Source organism: Rathayibacter sp. SW19 (assembly GCF_030866825.1).
Classification (GTDB): Bacteria; Actinomycetota; Actinomycetes; order Actinomycetales; family Microbacteriaceae; genus Rathayibacter_A; species Rathayibacter_A soli.
On sequence record NZ_CP133020.1, the window covers coordinates 4097301 to 4114014 of the forward strand.

Sequence of the window (16714 nt, forward strand, 5' to 3'; positions counted from 1 at the left end):
CGTACACGAGTTCGACGGAACGATCCGCACTCAAGCCCAGATGGCGCATGTAGGCCGAGGCGTTCCCGTGCCGCGTGGCGAACCCCAACGCGTCGTGGCAGGATGCGACCGCGACGATGTCGACGTCGGTGCGGTGCGCTGCGCACTGGGGCGATCAGCGAGTTGGATGCGATTCCTGCGGCAGCGAGGATGCTGATCGCGAGTGTCTGCATGCGTTTCGGTCAGTCCAGCCAGTTCGCGGAGGAGGGGACCATCGTCTCCAGTTCGGCCCAGAGGGCGTCGGGGATATCCATCGCCGCGTAATCGAGGGTCTGCGCGACATGCTCGGGCGAGGAGACGCCCACCACGGTCGAGTCGATGAATGCGGCGCGCAGGGAGAACTGCAATGCCGCTGCCGCGAGGGGAATCTCGCACGCAGCGCAGGCGGCCGCCATTCGACGGGCTGCCGCCGCGACACCGTCTTCACGTTCGCCGTAGCCGTACTTGCCTTGCACATCGGGACCCTTGGCAAGCATCCCGCCACCGTACGGTGCGGCATTGACGACCCCGATCCCGAGCTCGCGCGCCCAGACGAAAAGACGCTCCGCGGATCGGTCGAGCAAGGTGTACCTGTTGTGGCTGAGGACCACATCGAATCCGACGGCGTCAAGATAGCGCTCGAGAAGACCGATCGGGCCGCCCGCGACACCGATGCGGTCGACCCGTCCCTCGGACCGCAGGCGCTCCAGCGCTTCGACCGGACCACCGGGTGCGATGGCCTCCTCGAACGGGATTCGCTCAGGATCGTGCAGGTACAGCAGCGGCACGCGGTCGACGCCGAGCCGTTCGAGGCTCTCCTCGAACGAGGCGAGCACCCGGGCACCGGAGAAGTCGCCCGTCTCGGGATCGGGGTCGACCTTCGTCGCGAGCACCACGTCATCAGGGAGTCCGCCGCGCGCGGCGATCGCGAGCCCGATGCGCTTCTCGGCCTCGCCGTGCGCGCCATAGCCGTTCGACGTGTCGATGAAGCGGATCGCGCTATCGAGCACCGCGTCGATGGTCAACACGGCCCGTTCGTCGCTCACGCCGTAGCCGTACAGCTGGGGCATGCTGGCGAGAGGGCTCGTGCCAATACAGAGCGCGGTGACCCCCAGGCCCGTCGTACCAAGCGGGCGAAGCTCTGTCGTCATGACCGCACCTGCACGAACGCCGGGGCCCGGTCGCTGAACGCTTGGTGCGCGGCGTGATAGGCGTCGACGACACGGTCGAGCACGTCTTCGGTGGCGGAGTCGCCGCGCGCAGTGCCGGGGTGCGCGTTGCGCCACTCCAACATCCGCCTCACCGCTCGTTCGAACGTCATGTGCGGTGCGAAGCCGGGCACGAAGCGGCGGATTTTCGAGTTGTCGAAGACCGCAGAGTGGCCGAGGTCGCCTACGAACTCACCCGACCAGAACCAATCGGGCGCCACCACGGGGTACAGCTCGCTCGCGACGTGCACCAGGCGCGGCTCGACCCCGAGCGCGGTGGCGAACAGCGTGTAGATCTGGTCCCAGGTAAGCACATCGTCACCGGTGATGTGGAAAGTCTCCCCGATGGCACGGTCGCTGCCGAGCAGTCCGACCAGCCCCTGCGCAAAGTCGTCGGCGTGCGTCAGCGTCCACAGGGAGGTGCCGTCGCCGTGCACGGGGATCTCGGCCCCCCGGGCGATGCGGTCGACAACCGTCCAGCCGCCGGGCAGCGGTGGGTTCGCGTCGTCGTATGTGTGCGAAGGACGGATCACGGTGACGGGGAACCTGAGCTCGCGATGCGCCTTGGCGAGCGCGAGCTCGGCGCGCCACTTCGCGGTGGCATACGGCAGCGGCGGGTTGGGGCCGATCGGGGTGGACTCGGTGATCGGCGTCATCAGCACTGGCTTGGCGTAGATCGAGCCCGAGCTGATGTGCACGTACTGCCTGATACGGCCGGCGAAGAGTGCGACACAGCGGGCCACGTCGTCCTCGTTGAAGGAGAGGAAGTTCACGACTGCGTCGAAGGTGCGCTCGCCCAAGGCCGCCAGGACCGACTCGCTGCTCGCGGCGTCGCCGGTCAGGTGCTCGACCTCGGTGGGCAGAGAACGCCCTGCCGCGTTAGTGCCGCGGTTGAAAACGGTGACGGTCATCCCGGAGGCGGCGGCGAGCCGCACGCTCGCCGCGCTGATCGTACCGGTACCGCCCAGGAAAAGCACGCTCAGGGGCGCGTCGTCGTGACGCCGCATCCGTTCTTCGCCGCTCATTTGCCCGCGAACCAGTCCTCGAAGCCGTTCTCGACGAGTGAAATGAGAACATCCTCCGCCCTGATGCCGACCGGCGCCAGCTTGGCGACCACCGACTCGAAGAACCGGCGTTTCACTGCGACCGGGTACATGTGCACCGCGGTCACCTGGATTAGCAACAGATTCTGCCGGTCCACGCCGTTGTACCCGTGGTCGAATTTGAGCTCGCTCGTCTCTCGCGGCCGGAACACCTGGAATCGGTCGTCGGCAGGTATCCCGAGCGCCTCGATCTGCGCGTCGTGGATCGCGTCGCCGATCGCGTCGTGTGACGCGTCGTAGAGCGCGCGATCGAGGTCGACTTGGATCAATGGCATTTTTCGACTCCTTCAGTTTGGATCACTTGATGGCGCCGGCCGCGAGGCCGCGCTCGAACATGCCCTGAAGGCACAGATAGGCGACGATCTCCGGGATGGCCGTCAGAACGGCGGAGGCCAGGATCTTGGTCTGGTCGCTGCTGAACTCACCCACAAAGAACTGCGGGACCAGCGTGATGGTCTGCGTGTCCTGCGACTGCAGGAACACCAGCGGCATCAGGTAGTCGTTCCATGCCCCGATCAGGGTAAAGATCAGCACCGCCGCGGCGATGGGCCTGGTGAGCGGGATGACCAGGTAAAGGAACCCGCGCATCGAGGTCGCCCCGTCGACACGGGCCGCCTCGAACATCTCATCGGGCAGGCCGTTGATGAAGTTGCGCGTCAGCAGGACGGCGAACGGGACCTGCAACGCCGCGAGCGGCAGGATCACCGCCCAGTATGTGTTGAACAGCCCGAGCGCCTGGGTGGTCGCGAACAGCGGCGTGAGCAGCACAACCTCGGGCAGGGTGAGGCAGGCCAGCAGCATCCAGAAGTAGACCTCGCGGAAACGGATGTGCAGTTTGGCGAAACCGTAGGCCGCGAGCATCGTCACACTGTAGACGAGGATGATCACGCCGGCGGCGATGATGGCGCTGTTCAGGAAGAACCGGAAGAACCCTGGAACCTGGAGGACGTCTCGGTAGTTGCCCCAGCCGTCACCGGCGAACGAGCCCTGAACCATCCCGACCAGTGGAAAGAGGTAAGGCAGCACTAGCAGTGTCGCCAGGATCTGGAGGAGGCCTTTGCCCCACCAGCTGCGGACCTCGAACATCAGCGGCCTCCTGACTTCTCGCGGCCGCCCACCTGCACGATGATTGCCATGACGAGCGCGATGATCAGCAGGATGATCGATAGGGAGGCGCCGTAGCCCACGTGGGCCAGTTGGATCGTCATCTGGTAGATGTACGTGCCGAGGAACTGGGTCGCATTGTTGGGACCGGCGATCGTCACCAGCCAGGGTACGTCGAAGGTCTTAAGCGCCCCGATGGCGCCGAGGATCGCGAGTGCGATGGTGGTGCCACGTAGGCTCGGCCAGATGATGCTGGTTAGGGTCCGCACGTTGCCGGCCCCGTCAATGCGGGCCGCTTCGAGAAGCGAGTTGTCGATCTGGCTCATCGCCGCGTAGTAGAGCACGAAGGTGAGCCCCGTCCACTGCCAGATGGTGATCACCATGATTACCGGCAAGGCGGTCGACTCCTGCCCGATCCACGGCTGGGCGACGAACCCGAGGCCGATGTGGTCGAGCACCCAGTTGAGCTGGCCGTCGGCGGCGAAGATCTGACGGAACACCGGAGCCATGATGGCGGGGGCCAGGACCACGGGGACGAAGATGATCACCTTGTAGACCACTGCGAGCTTGATGCGCGAGTGCATGATGACCGCGAACACCACGCCGATCACGGTCTGCAGGCCGAAGGTGACCATGAAGAATGCGACCGTGTGCCAGATCGACTTCCAAAACACCGGGTCGTTGAAGATGTTGACGTAGTTCCGCAGTCCGATGGACTCGGGGTCGGGACTCGCCCCGTCCCAGTTGAGAGTCGAGATGTATCCGGTGTAGCCGATGCAGTAGTAGATCAGCCCTGCGCTGAGAACAAGAGCCGGCAGGATCCACGGCACCCCGGATGAGTGGAGCCGCCGTCGGCGGCGCGGCCGACTCGAAGAGTCGACCGCGCTGCTCAACCATTTGGTGGAGACGGTCATCCGTTCGCCTTGACCGCGTCCGCCGCCTGTTGCAGTGTCGTCGCGGCTGCCTGCGGGGTCGCGCTTCCGCTTCCGACCGACTGCGCGGCGGCGAGGAAGGCGTTCTCGATGTCGGCGTTCAGCAGGGCGAACCGCGGTTCGTTGATGGAGACCGTGCCCTTGAGGTAGGCGTTTACCGGGTCAGTCTGCAGAGTCGGATCCACGAACTTGATGGTGCTGAAGTCCGGCGCGATGCCCTTGAGGACCGGGGTGGTGTCGAGCCGGTCGGCTACGACCTGCTGGCCCGCCTTGCTGGTGGACATCCACTTCACGAAGGTCTCGGCTGCTGCGCTGTGCTTCGACTTGCTCGCCACCGCCAGACCGTAGTCGGCATCACCGAACATCTCGCTCGTGTTGCCCATGCCCGCGACATCCGGGAACGTGATTGGCAGGATGGGGAACGGCTTGGCGCCTGCAACACCCGCGGCCGAGATGGCCTGGGTCATCGCATCCTGTGTCGCATACTGCGTGTACCAGCTGCCCATCATCACCATCGCGTACTTGCCGGTCAGGAAGGCGTTGTTGATGTCCGGGTACTGCTGAGCGCCCAGCGCGCCCTTCTGCATGATGCCGCTGTCGAAGAGGTCCTTCCAGATCTTCAGCGTCTGCACGATCTGGGGCGAGTCCCATTTGGCATCGCCCTTGGAAGCCTTGGTCCAGTAGCCGGGCTCGACCGAGTTCGAGATGGCCTGCAGGGTGTCCTGGTCGAAGCCCTCTTGCGAGGCACCCTGCGCGAAGCAGCCGACTCCGTTGCTCGCGAAGGTGTCGCAGACCTTCTTCCACTCGTCGAGCGTCTTCGGCGGCTGCAGGTTGTACTTCTTGAACAGCTCGGCGTTGTACCAGAGCGAACCAGCGTACGATGAGCCGACCGGAAGCGCGGTCAGCTTGCCCTTCGCGGTGAGCCCGTCGACGGCGATGCTCGCGATCTGGGACTTCCAGTCGCTGCCGAGCGCCTTCTCGACGACCGGGGTGAGGTCTTCGGCGTAGCTGCCGAACTGCTGCACGTAGGCACCGGGCTGCAGGTCGAACACGTCAGGTCCGCTGTCGGAGGCGAGAGCAGGACGCATCGCGGCCTGGTAGTCGGAGATGCCGACCAGCTTGAAGTTGACTTTGATGTCCGGATATTCCTTGTTGAACGCGGCGATGAACGCTTTCGCCTCGTCCGAGTTGGTGGGCGTCCAGCCCCACCAGTTGATCGTTCCGCTCGTCGCAGAGCCAGCCTCTCCCTGGCTGGAGCCGGAGCAGGCGGCCAGCCCCATGCCCGCCAGGCTGGCAACCGCCAGGGCGGCGATCGACCGAAGCACTGTTTTCGATGTGAATGTGAATCGCATGTCAGTCCTTTTGCATCGCGGACACGTCACCGCGTCCGAGTTGGCGCCGGGACAGCAGACCCGACGCGGTCGAAGTTCGTCGAGGTCATGAGACCTCGTCGTCTTCGTGTGGCACGTCCGTGGGACACGCCGTGGCATTGAATTCGAATGTAGCCACAGCGATAACTTGAAGTCAAGTTTTACATCAAACTTGGAAACATTTCGTTTCGAATGTGCGCTTGAGGACCGCAGGGCGACCCTGCAGAGCGGGCCAGGCTCTAGGAACGCGGAGCGGCGGTGCTCTCGCGCACCACGAGCGACGTCGCCATGTCGACGCGACTGAATGCGAGCTCCGGCTCGTCGCGCAGCCTGGTCACCAGGTGCGTGGCCTGCTCGGCCATCTCGGCCAGCGGGACACGAACCGTGGTCATCGGGGGCCCGGCCCACTGGGCTATCGCCAGATCGTCGTAGCCAACCACCGACAGGTCATCCGGCACCCGGAGGCCGAGAATCCGCGCGGCCTCGTAGACGCCGAGCGCCTGCAGGTCGCTGGAGGCGAAGATCGCGGTCGGTGGCTCGGCCGACGAGAGGAGCTCGCGGGCCTCGGTGAATCCGTCGTCGCGATGGAAGTTGCCCGGGCGAATGTAGTCGCGGCGCACCGCGATACCCGCCGCTTCGAGCGCCGCGCGATAGCCGGACAGGCGGGCGGTCGAGGCCATCATGCTGTCCGGCCCCGTGATGATCGCAATGCGCTCGTGGCCGAGCTCGATCAGGTGCCGCGTTGCGAGGAATCCGCCGTTCCAGTCGGCCGAGCCAATCGAGGGCGCATCGGAGGCCGGGGCACCGTACGGGTCGATCATCACGATCGGGATAGCACGGCTGCGCAGCCGTGCCTTGTCTTTCTCGGGCAGCAGGGAGGCGACAAGGATGATGCCGAGCGGCTGCCTGCGCAGCACGCCGTCCACCCACCCGCGCCCGGGCAGATGGGAGTCCTCCGCACCGGTGACGACCATGCCGATGCCCTGCTCGCGGGCAACCCGCTCGATGCCGACGATGGCCGCCCCGCCGAACGGGCTGTCGATCTCGTAGCAGAGCACCTCTATCAGCGGGGCGGTGCTCTGAGCGCTGAGGCGGCGGTTGTAGTTCCGCTCGTCGAGCAGGGACTCGATGCGGCTGCGCGTGTCATCCGAGACACCGCTGCGTCCGTTCAGCACCTTAGAGACCGTGGCGACCGACACCTTCGCGAGCGCGGCGACTTCGGAGAGCGTGGCCCGCGTGTGCGGCGCTTCGCCCGTGGCGTCATGTTCCATAGGCCTCATGGTATCTGCGGCCACACGTCGGGCCCGCCCGACAAGGCGGGGCGGTTGACGGCGTGCTGGCGAGCTCATAGGCTGACTTTTCAGATAGTTTTCTCTTGCCTACCGAAACCTTACATCGAAGAGGATGTCAATGACGATCACCGATGCAGAATTCGAACTCGAATCCCTGCTCGCCGACGAAGACGCCGCATGGCTCGAACGCTTCGGCTACGACGACGCCTGGCGACTCGGCATCTGGTCGGTCGAGCGGCTCCGGGCGGACCGTCTCGTGGGTGCCGTGACGATCTTCCTCGGCGATCAGTGTGTGTTCCACGCGGCGCTTCCCGGCACGAGCGCCGATCTTGACCTCTGGCTGGATCGCAAGGTTCGCATCGTCAGGACATATGCACGCAGCTTATTCTTCGTGAAGCGGCTGTTCCTCTCGCAGGGTCGCGACTTCGCCACGGAGTCGCTCTACGATCCCCGTCAGCTGATGGCGGCCGGCGGTGGCATGCCCATCCGCGTCGGCGACGCGCCCACCGGTGTCATCGCCTTCTCCGGCTGGCACGAAGAGGGCGAGCACCCTCTCGCCGTCGAAGCGCTGCGCGCACTGGCGGCCACACAGCGTGGGGATGCAGGTGCCTGAGTTCGCCCGCTACCCGTCGCTTGCCGGGCGCACCGCGTTCGTCAGCGGGGGTGCCTCCGGTCTCGGAGCCGAGTTCGTCTCCCAGCTCGCCGCGCAGGGCTCCCGCGTCGCGTTCGTCGACATCGACGAGGATGCGGCGGCCCGGCTGGTCGCCGAGATCGCAGACCGCGGCGAGCCCGAGCCGTATTTCCAGGTCATCGACGTGCGCGACATCCCGGCACTGCAGCTTGCGATCGCGCGTGCATTCGACCGCCTCGGACCGATCACCGTCCTCGTCAACAATGCCGCAAACGACACCCGCCGCACGGTGTCCGACCTCGATCTCGCCGCATGGGACGACGGGATCGCCGTGAACGTGCGGCACCACTTCTTCGCGGCGCAGGCCGTGCAGCCGATGATGAAGGCCGCCGGCGGAGGCTCGATCATCAACCTCGGATCCATCAGCGCGCACATCGACCTGGTCGACCTCCCCGTCTACATCACCGCGAAAGCCGGCATCGAAGGCCTGACGCGCACGCTGGCCCGCGAGTTCGGTGGCGACGGAATCCGCGTGAACGCCATCATCCCCGGCTGGATCATGACGGAGCGGCAGCTCACCAGCTGGGTCGGAGAAGCGGAGCACGAGAAGATCTTGGCCGCCCAGTGCCTGCCCGAGCTCTTGTACCCTGCGGATGTGGCCCGCATGATGCTCTGGCTGGCAGCCGACGACTCCCGGCTGGCGACCGCGCAGACCTGGGTAGTGGATGGAGGCTGGCAATGAGAGCCGAGCAGATCACGCCGCCGGTGACCTGGCACGGCGAAGGGCCGTTCTGGGATCGCGTCGGGCAGCGGATGCTCGTCGTCGACATGCTCGCGGGCGCCGTCGTCGACCTCACCTCGCAACCTCAACCCGTGCGCCACGACGTCGGAAGCCCGGTTGCCGCGGTCATCCGCCGACGTGCCGCGAGCGGATTCATCGTGGCAACCGAGCACGGCTTCTCGCACTTCGACGAGGAGTTCTCCCTCGAACGCCGGCTCCCCGACATGCTCGCCGACCCCGCCATCCGCCTCAACGAGGGCGGCTGCGACCCGAGAGGTCGCTTCTTCTGCGGCACGATGGCCTACGACGAGGCGCCGGGCGCGGCATCCCTCTATCGCCTGGAGGCCGATGGCTCGACCTCGATCGCACTGACGGGCATCACCATCTCGAACGGCCTGCAATGGAGTCACGATGGTGCACACGCATACTACGTCGACACTCCGACCCGGCGCGTCGACGTGTTCGACTTCGACCCCGTCGACGGTTCGTTTCACGGACGGCGGCCGTTCGTCGAATTCAGCGACGAGGTCGCCGGGGCGCCGGACGGCATGGCGATCGACGCCGAGGGCGGGCTGTGGGTCGCGCTCTGGGGCGGAGGCGCGGTGCGACGCTACGACGCTACCGGAATCCTCAGCGAGATCGTCGAGGTGCCCGGTGTCATGCACACGAGCGCCGCGGCGTTCGGGGGTCCTGCGCTCGACACGCTGTACGTCACGTCGTCACGGCAGCATCTGGCCGACGACGCCGAACCGCAGGCAGGGGCTGTCTTCGCGGTGCGGCCGGGAGTGAGAGGCGCACTTCTCAACGACTACGCCGGCTGACCGGCCGCCGGCGAACCGTCGACGATCCGCGGGATGTCCCACGGGTTCGACTCCTGTAAGGCGGGCGGCAGCAGGGCATCCGGGGTGCCCTGGTACGCGACGGGCCGAAGGAACCGCGCGATCGCGGCCGTGCCGACCGACGTGAAGTGCGGTGCGGTCGTGGCGGGATAGGGTCCGCCGTGCTGTTGCGCGTAGGTCACCGAGACTCCGGTCGGCCACTCGTTCCACAGCACGCGCCCGGCCTTCGCGGCGAGCAGTTCCAGGAGATCGCCGACGTGGTCGTCCTCCTCGCCGTGCACCGTCGCCGTCAGCTGGCCCTGCAGGACGCGTGCCACGGTGCGCAGCTCGTCCTCCGAGGTGTAACGCACGATCAGCGCCGCCGGGCCGAAATGCTCCTCGAGCAGTTCGTCGGCGTGCGCGATGAGCGTCGTCGCGTCCGTGCCGTACACGGTCGGCATCGGCTGGTCGAGGCGATCGAGCGAGCCGGCCAGCAGGTCGACGTCGTCGCGATCCGAAAGAGGAGCCAGCCTCTCGTAGAACCCCTCGCGAATCGCATCCGAAAGCATCGGACCGCCGGCGCTGGCGCGCACCGCATCGACGACGAGTCCGGTCAGGGCCGACGACTCCGGCACCAGCAGCACGCCCGGCTTCGTGCAGAACTGACCGACGCCGAGGCTCATCGACGCAGCGAAGCCGTCGGCGATCTGCTGGGGACGAGTTCCGGCAGCAGCGGCCGTCACGAAGACGGGATTCACGCTGCCCAGCTCGCCGTAGAACGGGATCGGTTCGGGCCGCGAGGCCGCCAGGTCGAACAGGGCACGACCTCCGCCGAGAGACCCGGTGAAGGTCGCGACCGTCAGTCGCGGGTCGAGAACTAGGGTGCGGCCCACCTCGCGTCCTTCCACCAGCGCGAAGACACCTCGGGGAGCCCCGGACTCCGAGAGCGCGGCGTGCAGGTGCCCGGCCACCGCGCGGCTGAGCTCGGGATGCGCCGAATGCGCCTTCACGACGACCGGTGCGCCCGCAGCGATCGCCGCGGCCGTGTCGCCGCCGGCGACCGAGAACGCGAACGGGAAGTTGCTCGCCGCGAAGACCGCTGCAGGGCCCAGGGGGCGGAACACTCGTCGAAGGTCGGGTCGCGCGCCCATCGGCCAATCGGGATCGGCATGGTCGATCGTCGCCTCAAGATAGCGTCCGTCCTCGACCGCCTCGGCGAACAGCCGGAGCTGGAACGTCGTGCGCACCAGCTCGCCTCTGAGGCGGGGGCCCGTCAGGTGACTCTCGCGCATCGCGAGCTCGACGATCGCCTCCGAGTCGGCGTCCAGCCGGTCGGCGATCGCCCGCAGCCACCCGGCGCGCTCCCCCGGTGACGAGACGGCGAGCAGGGGAGCTGCCGCTGCAGCATCCGTCATCGCCGTCTCGAGGTCGGTGGTGGTCTGGTCCGCCGATGTCACTGTCTTGCTCCTTCGTGTCGGCCCACTTCAACGACTGGGTTCGACAGACGTCCGATGCCGGAGATGTCGACCACGACCTCGTCGCCGGGCAGCAGCGTGAAATCCGCCTCGGGCACGACGCCGGTGCCCGTCAGCATGATCACCCCGTCGGGGAAGTCGAGTCCCTGGTAGAGCCAGTCCGCGAGGTCGTCGAGGCGCCTGGCCATCTGGCCGGTCGAAGCGGCGCCCGCGAACTCCAGCCCACCGTCGCGCCGGATCTCCAGGCCGATCTCGAAGGGACCCTTGACCGTCCACGCCGGGACGATCTCGGGGCCGAGCCCGCACGATGCGGTGTAAATCTTCGCCTGCGGCAGGTAGAGGAGGTTCTCCCCTTCGATCGACCGACTCGACGCATCATCTCCGGGGACATAGCCGAACAACCCGCCGTCGGCATCGAGGACGATCCCGAGTTCCGGCTCGGGAACGTTCCAGGCCGAGTCTGCGCGGATGCCGATCGGCGCGCCAGGCCCGATCGCCCGCGCTCCCGTCGACTTGAAGAAGAGCTCGGGACGCTCGGCCACGTAGACACGGTCGTACGGCGTTCCATCGCTCGCCTCCTCGATGCGACCGTCGCGACTGCGCAGGTAGGTGACACCCGCTGCCCACACTTCCTGCTGGGGGTCGATCGGAGCGAGCAGACGCTCCGGCGTGAGCCCCCCGCCGCGCGCGGCGTCGACCGCCGATCGGGCCTCGTGCGCAGGTAGCCTGAGCAACTCGGATAGGCTCATGCCGAGCGGCGAATAGTCGTCGCCGCGTCGCACGGCCCACACGGCCCGCCCATCGACCTGCGCCCGCACCAGCCCGAGCTCGGGCCGCGCCTGTGACGCTTCGTTCCCGCTCAATGCGACTCCCTCGTGACGACGGAGCCGCTGGAGCCGACCAGGAAGTCGAGGTCGGCGCCCGTGTCGGCGCCCTGCACGTGATCGATGTACAGCTTCTGCCACCCGCGGTCCGCGTTCGCGAAGCCGTCGACCTCGCGTTGCGCAGCCCGGCGGCCCGCCAGCTCGGCCTCGCCGACCAGCAGTTCGAGACGCCGTGCCGGGACATCCAGTGAGATAAGGTCACCGTCCTGTACCAGGGCGAGAGGACCGCCCGCGGCGGCCTCCGGGGCGACGTGCAGCACGACCGTGCCGTATGCCGTTCCCGACATGCGACCATCGCAGATCCTGACCACGTCACGGATGCCCTGCTTCAGCAGCTTCTTCGGCAGAGGCATGTTCGCGACCTCCGGCATGCCCGGGTATCCTTTGGGGCCACAGCCGCGCAGGACGAGCACCGAGTCGGCGTCGACGTCGAGGTCGGGGTCGTCGAGTCGCGCGTGCGCATCCTCGATGGAATCGAACACGACCGCGCGTCCCGTGTGCACGAGGAGCTCCGGGGTCGCTGCGGCCGGCTTGATGATCGCGCCCCGCGGTGCCAGGTTGCCCTGGAGCACTACGATGCCCGCGTCTACCTGGAGCGGATTGTCACGAAGGGTGATCACATCGCGGTCCCATACCTGGTGGCTGCCGAGATACTCGGTGAGCGGCTTGCCGGTCACCGTCGTCGCCGCGGGGTCGAGCAGGTCCTGCAGCTGATCGAGCACGGCGAGGAACCCGCCCGCACGGAACAGGTCCTCCATCAGGTAGTGACCGGCTGGCTGCAGGTTTACCAGCAGCGGTACCTGCGCTCCGATGCGATCGAAGTCGTCGAGGGTGAGGTCGATGCCCAGCCGCCCGGCGATCGCCAGCAGGTGCACGACCGCGTTGGTCGAGCCTCCGATCGCCGCGAGCGCGACGATCGCATTATGGAAGGACTCCTTGGTGATCACCTGAGAGATGCGGCGGTCCTCCAGCGCGAGCTCGACGGCGAGTCTGCCGCTCGCGTGAGCCGCCTCGAGCAGTCTGCTGTCAGCGGCCGGGGTGCCGGCGACCCCAGGGATCGTCATGCCGAGCGCCTCCGCCATCAGCCCCATGGTCGAAGCCGTGCCCATCGTGTTGCAGTGACCTTTGCTGCGGATCATCTCTTTGTCGGTCGCCTCGAACTCGGCTTCGGACAGGGCTCCCGCGCGCACTTCCTCGGAGAGCTTCCACACACCGGTGCCGCAGCCCATCCGCTCGCCCCGGAAGTAGCCGTTCAACATCGGCCCACCCGGAACCACGACGGCGGGCAGGTCGACCGAGGCGGCGCCCATGAGCAGCGCCGGAATGGTCTTGTCGCATCCGCCGAGCAGCACGACGGCGTCTATCGGATTGGCTCGAAGCATCTCCTCCGTCGCCATCGCCGCCATGTTGCGCCACAGCATCGCCGTCGGTCGCACGAGCGTCTCGCCGAGCGAGACCATCGGCAGGTTCAGGGGGACGCCGCCGGCCTCCCACACTCCGTGCTTGACGTGTTGCGCGACCTCGTCGAGGTGCATGTTGCAGGGGGTTAGATCGCTCGCGGTGTTCGCGATCGCGATCTGCGGCCGCCCGTCGAATGCGTGATCGGGCGTCCCCCGGCGCATCCATGCCCGGTGGATATAAGGGTCGCGGCCTTCGCCGCCGTACCACTCCTGTGAGCGGACCATCCGTAGGTTCTCCTTCAGGTTGACGTGCCGCTAGGGCACGAGGATTCCGCGCCCAACCGCGCCGACGGTGAGGCCACGATACGCCTCCGCGAATCGGTCGAGCGGCAGGCGATCGCCGATGAGTCGGTCGATGGGCAGCTTGCCTGCGAGATACAGCGAAAAGATGCGTAAAAGGTCGAGCGGCGGGTTGCTCGACCCGTAGAGCGAACCGACGATCCGCTTCTGCCGTTGCACGAGCAGATTGACCGGAACGGCGAACGTCGCGTCGGCGCGAGCAAGTCCGACCGCGACGAGCGTGCCGCCCGGAGCGACGCAGGCGAGCGCTTGTTTCAGCGTCTGCGGTCGTCCAATCGCCTCGATCGCCCACGGGACACCGGCACCACCGGTGATCTCGAGAACCCTCGCCTCCACATCCTCATCGGCTGCGTTGATCGTGTGCGTCGCGCCCAGTTCGCGGGCGAGGTCGAGTTTCGCGTCGTCGACGTCGACGACGATCAGCGGATGCGCGCCCACGAGAGCAGCGCCCATCACGCTCGATAGACCAACACCACCGGCGCCCAGCACGAGCAGAGGTCGGCCGGCCGCTTCGCTCACCTCGTGGAAGACCGCCCCGACTCCCGTGATCACCGCGCACGCCGAGATCGCCGCCACCTCCGGTGGCACGCCGTCGGGGACCGGCACCGCCGCGTTCTCGTTCACCACGACGCGGTCGGCGAAGCACGAGACACCCATCAGGTGGTGGAGCTCGCCACCGTCGGGAAGCGACAGGCGCGAGGTGCCGTCGTGCAGGCCGCCGGTCCTGGCCTGCACGGGTCCGAGTTCGCACAGCACCGGGTTGCCTGCAACGCAGGCCGCGCACCGGCCGCACCGTGGTCGCCACAGGAGAGCGACCCGATCGCCCACGTGGATGCGACCGGCCGCTCCGGGACCAACCTCCTCGACGATGCCCGCGCCTTCGTGCCCGAGCACGAGCGGCAGAGGTGCCGTTAGGTCACCGGTCATGTAGTGGTAGTCGCTGTGACAGACCCCGGCTGCCTCGATGCGAACCCGCAGTTCGCCCGTTCGGGGCGCCGACAGTTCGACCTCTTCGATCCGGGGCGCATCCCCGGCCGACCGGAGGACTACAGCCCGCACGACGCTACGCCTGCCCGGCCGACGCCGCAGGCACCGCCTGTGCGCCCTGGCCGGAGACGAGCTGGTCGCGCAGGCTCTCACGCACCACGCAGTTCTCGAACGAGAACGAGTCGGCGAGGGCGTCGAGATCGTCGTCGGTCAGTTCCCGGAACAGTTCGGCGTAGTCGTCGGCGAGCGGCTGGGCGAAGAGCAGGTTGTTCAGCAGGGTTGCGACCGTGTCGAAACGTCCCCACGGGTACGGGGTCCACGCGGGGAACTCACGGGCCATCAACTCCTGCACGGCCTCGCTAACCTCGCGCACGCCCTCGCCGCCCAGGCGGTCGCTGCCCCACTGGTCGGCTGCGAGCCGGTTCTTCTTCGCGACGAAGCCGTCGAACCGGCGACGGTAGGGGGATTCCGCCGCGACGTTGACGAGGCCCTGACGGCCGAGGTCCTTGTACATCCAGCTCGTCCAGCTGACGTCAAATTCGCGGTAGAGCTCGAGCTGGTCTTCCAGGATCTGCCGACGCATCGCATCCGTGCGTTCGTCGCCCGTGTAGATCGGCGCGAACTCGCCGACGAAGATGGGCGTGCTCGTGTCACGTGCGTACTCGGAGCGCTGAAGGAACTTCTGCCGGGCGTACTCCTTGTCGATGTACGTGCCGTCGGTGAGGCCGGGGTAGTCTCCCCCGCGGCCGAGACCGGCTGCGACGTAGTCGTGCAGTGAGTAGACTGTGTTCGGCCACGGCTCGGCGTCGAACATGTCGAACTCGGTCGAATAAGTGTTGCCGTCGAGGTAGATGGTGTGCTCGGCGTCGATCGCGCGCACTGCCTCGTAGAGCCGACGGTAGAGCGCGCCAACAACCGCGCGCGACTCATCGGCCGGCTCGTTCATCAGATTGTAGCCGGCGACCCAGGTGTTGTCCTTGTAGTGCTCGGCGATCGCCTTCCAGATATTCTCGACGCGGTCCTGAAAGTGCGGGTGCTGCCAGAGGTGAGGCTCGTGCGTCGAGTTGTCGGAGTGCCAGTGATGGTTCTGGCTGCCGGGCAGTGCGTGGAGGTCGATGACCGAGTAGATCCCGTGCCGGCCCGACGCCTCGATCGCACGGTCCAGGTGGTCGAACGCGGTCGGCAGGATTGTGAATGGGTCTGCATCTGACTCAAAGTGCCGGTAGTTGACTGGGATGCGCACGATCGTCATGCCGAGCGAGCCGAGGAATTCGGCATCCGCCTCGCCGTAGAACGCGGTCAGGAGCCGCTCGAAGAAGCGCTCGGCTCGGTCGGCGCCGATCGCGCCGGCGACCTTCATGCGCATGAGCGTCTCGCTCGCCGAGTAGCCCGTGATGAAGTTTTCCATGTTGAGCCACCCGCCGATGCACACCCCGGTGAAGCGAATAGGACGGCTCCAGCCGTCGAGGAACTGAGATCCGTCGGTGTGGACGAACCCAGGCGGAAGCTTTTCTACCATCTTGTCTGACCTCACTGTCACGAAACATTTCTCTAAATTTACGACTATTTTCGTCGCAATCTCAGGTTAGGGAAGGTCGTGCGCCATGTCAAGCCGGGAATGAAGCCAGTATTCGGTGATGCTATCTACTGATAGCCGGCGTTACTACCTACGAGTAGTCGGCATGACTGAATAGCAAAAGGGGTCGAGATGGCCAAACAGACGACCGAGATGCGCAAGCGCACCCTCGAAGGCATCGTGCTCGCAAGCCTCGCCACAGAGCTGGCACAAGGCAACGAGATCACGCCGCGGTTACGAGACGAGGGTCTCGCCGATATCGTCGAAGGAACCGGGTACGCGCTGCTGGTCCGAGTTGAGCAGCGCGGCCTCATCGACGCGACGAGGGCCCCTCCGCGAGGGGTCCGCCGCCGCAGGGCCTACTGGCTGAACGCATCGGCAGCGACTGCCTCGACGAGTTACGGAAATCCTGAAGCTTCCTGGCCGGGCGGATCGAACGCCTGCACCACCACTTCGAACACGCGCAAGGACAACGAGTGTATCCATGGCCGCAAAGTGGATGGACCCCCTCACCGGGTCGCTCGACCAGAAGAAGCAGTACAATCAAGGCAAGGTGCGAATCGAGGCACTACCCGAACCGTGCGCCACCTCCGCGAAGACGATGCGCCGGTTCTTCACTCACCAGTACTACAGTCGCGTTTTGGGCGTGTGTAGTTGTTCCTAATACGTGGTGTCGTTTCGCGGTTTGCTGGTGTTGTCGGCGCCAGCGTGACCGGTTCAGGACGTGTTCGGGGTTCGGCGGTGTGGCCAGGACCAGGTGGACAATGAGGTGTCT

General features: G+C 66.5%; 16 protein-coding genes. 4 read left to right on the forward strand and 12 right to left on the reverse strand.

What is annotated here, in order from left to right:
- Window positions 1-221: 221 nt before the first annotated feature.
- From QU604_RS18955 to QU604_RS18985, 7 genes are all read right to left on the reverse strand, one after another.
- Window positions 222-1169, reverse strand: a complete 948-nt coding sequence (locus QU604_RS18955; RefSeq protein ID WP_308466157.1) for an aldo/keto reductase — start codon at window positions 1167-1169, stop codon at window positions 222-224.
- Entirely contained in the window at window positions 1166-2251 is a 1086-nt protein-coding gene (locus tag QU604_RS18960) for an NAD-dependent epimerase/dehydratase family protein (protein WP_308466158.1), read from the reverse strand. Before QU604_RS18960 ends, QU604_RS18955 begins: the two co-directional genes overlap by 4 nt.
- The gene (locus QU604_RS18965; protein WP_308466159.1) at window positions 2248-2604 is read right to left on the reverse strand and encodes a tautomerase family protein; all 357 of its coding nucleotides are present in this window, start codon (window positions 2602-2604) and stop codon (window positions 2248-2250) included. The genes QU604_RS18960 and QU604_RS18965 overlap by 4 nt, the downstream gene beginning before the upstream one ends.
- A 22-nt stretch (window positions 2605-2626) precedes the next feature.
- Window positions 2627-3325: a carbohydrate ABC transporter permease gene (locus tag QU604_RS18970; RefSeq protein ID WP_308466160.1), complete on the reverse strand. Its 699-nt coding sequence runs from the start codon at window positions 3323-3325 to the stop codon at window positions 2627-2629.
- An 89-nt stretch (window positions 3326-3414) separates the two neighbouring features.
- The gene (locus QU604_RS18975; protein ID WP_308466161.1) at window positions 3415-4347 is read right to left on the reverse strand and encodes a carbohydrate ABC transporter permease; all 933 of its coding nucleotides are present in this window, start codon (window positions 4345-4347) and stop codon (window positions 3415-3417) included.
- A complete protein-coding gene (locus tag QU604_RS18980; RefSeq protein ID WP_308466162.1) occupies window positions 4344-5717 on the reverse strand; it encodes an ABC transporter substrate-binding protein in 1374 nt (457 codons plus the stop codon). Before QU604_RS18980 ends, QU604_RS18975 begins: the two co-directional genes overlap by 4 nt.
- A 257-nt stretch (window positions 5718-5974) precedes the next feature.
- The gene (locus QU604_RS18985; protein WP_308466163.1) at window positions 5975-7006 is read right to left on the reverse strand and encodes a LacI family DNA-binding transcriptional regulator; all 1032 of its coding nucleotides are present in this window, start codon (window positions 7004-7006) and stop codon (window positions 5975-5977) included.
- Between the two features lie 139 nt (window positions 7007-7145).
- Between QU604_RS18985 and QU604_RS18990 the strand changes: the two genes are divergently transcribed.
- From QU604_RS18990 to QU604_RS19000, 3 genes are read left to right on the forward strand one after another with little or no spacing between them, the layout of a single operon-like run.
- Window positions 7146-7640, forward strand: a complete 495-nt coding sequence (locus tag QU604_RS18990) for a heme-binding protein (RefSeq protein WP_308466164.1) — start codon at window positions 7146-7148, stop codon at window positions 7638-7640.
- Window positions 7633-8400: an SDR family NAD(P)-dependent oxidoreductase gene (locus tag QU604_RS18995; protein WP_308466165.1), complete on the forward strand. Its 768-nt coding sequence runs from the start codon at window positions 7633-7635 to the stop codon at window positions 8398-8400. The genes QU604_RS18990 and QU604_RS18995 overlap by 8 nt, the downstream gene beginning before the upstream one ends.
- On the forward strand, window positions 8397-9260 hold the full coding sequence (locus QU604_RS19000) for an SMP-30/gluconolactonase/LRE family protein (RefSeq protein WP_308466166.1): 864 nt from the start codon (window positions 8397-8399) through the stop codon (window positions 9258-9260). The genes QU604_RS18995 and QU604_RS19000 overlap by 4 nt, the downstream gene beginning before the upstream one ends.
- Here the strand turns inward: QU604_RS19000 and QU604_RS19005 are convergent.
- Genes QU604_RS19005 through QU604_RS19025 form a run of 5 tightly spaced genes read right to left on the reverse strand, consistent with a single transcriptional unit; the run spans window position 9248 to window position 15882 of the window.
- The gene (locus tag QU604_RS19005; protein WP_308466167.1) at window positions 9248-10714 is read right to left on the reverse strand and encodes an aldehyde dehydrogenase (NADP(+)); all 1467 of its coding nucleotides are present in this window, start codon (window positions 10712-10714) and stop codon (window positions 9248-9250) included. The genes QU604_RS19000 and QU604_RS19005 overlap by 13 nt on opposite strands.
- Entirely contained in the window at window positions 10711-11595 is an 885-nt protein-coding gene (locus QU604_RS19010) for a fumarylacetoacetate hydrolase family protein (RefSeq protein WP_308466168.1), read from the reverse strand. Before QU604_RS19010 ends, QU604_RS19005 begins: the two co-directional genes overlap by 4 nt.
- Window positions 11592-13301 (reverse strand): IlvD/Edd family dehydratase, encoded by a 1710-nt coding sequence (locus tag QU604_RS19015; protein WP_308466169.1) that lies wholly within the window; start codon window positions 13299-13301, stop codon window positions 11592-11594. The genes QU604_RS19010 and QU604_RS19015 overlap by 4 nt, the downstream gene beginning before the upstream one ends.
- Before the next feature lie 30 nt (window positions 13302-13331).
- Window positions 13332-14435: a zinc-binding dehydrogenase gene (locus tag QU604_RS19020; RefSeq protein WP_308466170.1), complete on the reverse strand. Its 1104-nt coding sequence runs from the start codon at window positions 14433-14435 to the stop codon at window positions 13332-13334.
- A gap of 4 nt (window positions 14436-14439) precedes the next feature.
- Window positions 14440-15882, reverse strand: coding sequence for a glycoside hydrolase family 5 protein (locus QU604_RS19025; RefSeq protein WP_308466171.1), 1443 nt, complete (start codon window positions 15880-15882; stop codon window positions 14440-14442).
- Window positions 15883-16071: 189 nt separating this feature from the next.
- On the opposite strand from QU604_RS19025, the gene QU604_RS22270 reads away from it, so the two are divergent.
- Window positions 16072-16593, forward strand: coding sequence for a PadR family transcriptional regulator (locus QU604_RS22270; protein ID WP_409349979.1), 522 nt, complete (start codon window positions 16072-16074; stop codon window positions 16591-16593).
- Window positions 16594-16714 lie beyond the last annotated feature (121 nt).

What these genes read in the sequence shown, in the direction of transcription:
- QU604_RS19025 (WP_308466171.1), bottom strand. Translation starts at nt 15,882, where the DNA reads ATGGTAGAAAAGCTTCCGCCTGGGTTCGTCCACACCGACGGATCTCAG.
- QU604_RS22270 (WP_409349979.1), top strand. Translation starts at nt 16,072, where the DNA reads ATGGCCAAACAGACGACCGAGATGCGCAAGCGCACCCTCGAAGGCATC.
- QU604_RS18970 (WP_308466160.1), bottom strand. Translation starts at nt 3,325, where the DNA reads ATGGTTCAGGGCTCGTTCGCCGGTGACGGCTGGGGCAACTACCGAGAC.
- QU604_RS18955 (WP_308466157.1), bottom strand. Translation starts at nt 1,169, where the DNA reads ATGACGACAGAGCTTCGCCCGCTTGGTACGACGGGCCTGGGGGTCACC.
- QU604_RS18975 (WP_308466161.1), bottom strand. Translation starts at nt 4,347, where the DNA reads ATGACCGTCTCCACCAAATGGTTGAGCAGCGCGGTCGACTCTTCGAGT.
- QU604_RS18990 (WP_308466164.1), top strand. Translation starts at nt 7,146, where the DNA reads ATGACGATCACCGATGCAGAATTCGAACTCGAATCCCTGCTCGCCGAC.
- QU604_RS18960 (WP_308466158.1), bottom strand. Translation starts at nt 2,251, where the DNA reads ATGAGCGGCGAAGAACGGATGCGGCGTCACGACGACGCGCCCCTGAGC.
- QU604_RS19015 (WP_308466169.1), bottom strand. Translation starts at nt 13,301, where the DNA reads ATGGTCCGCTCACAGGAGTGGTACGGCGGCGAAGGCCGCGACCCTTAT.
- QU604_RS18985 (WP_308466163.1), bottom strand. Translation starts at nt 7,006, where the DNA reads ATGGAACATGACGCCACGGGCGAAGCGCCGCACACGCGGGCCACGCTC.
- QU604_RS19000 (WP_308466166.1), top strand. Translation starts at nt 8,397, where the DNA reads ATGAGAGCCGAGCAGATCACGCCGCCGGTGACCTGGCACGGCGAAGGG.
- QU604_RS18980 (WP_308466162.1), bottom strand. Translation starts at nt 5,717, where the DNA reads ATGCGATTCACATTCACATCGAAAACAGTGCTTCGGTCGATCGCCGCC.
- QU604_RS18965 (WP_308466159.1), bottom strand. Translation starts at nt 2,604, where the DNA reads ATGCCATTGATCCAAGTCGACCTCGATCGCGCGCTCTACGACGCGTCA.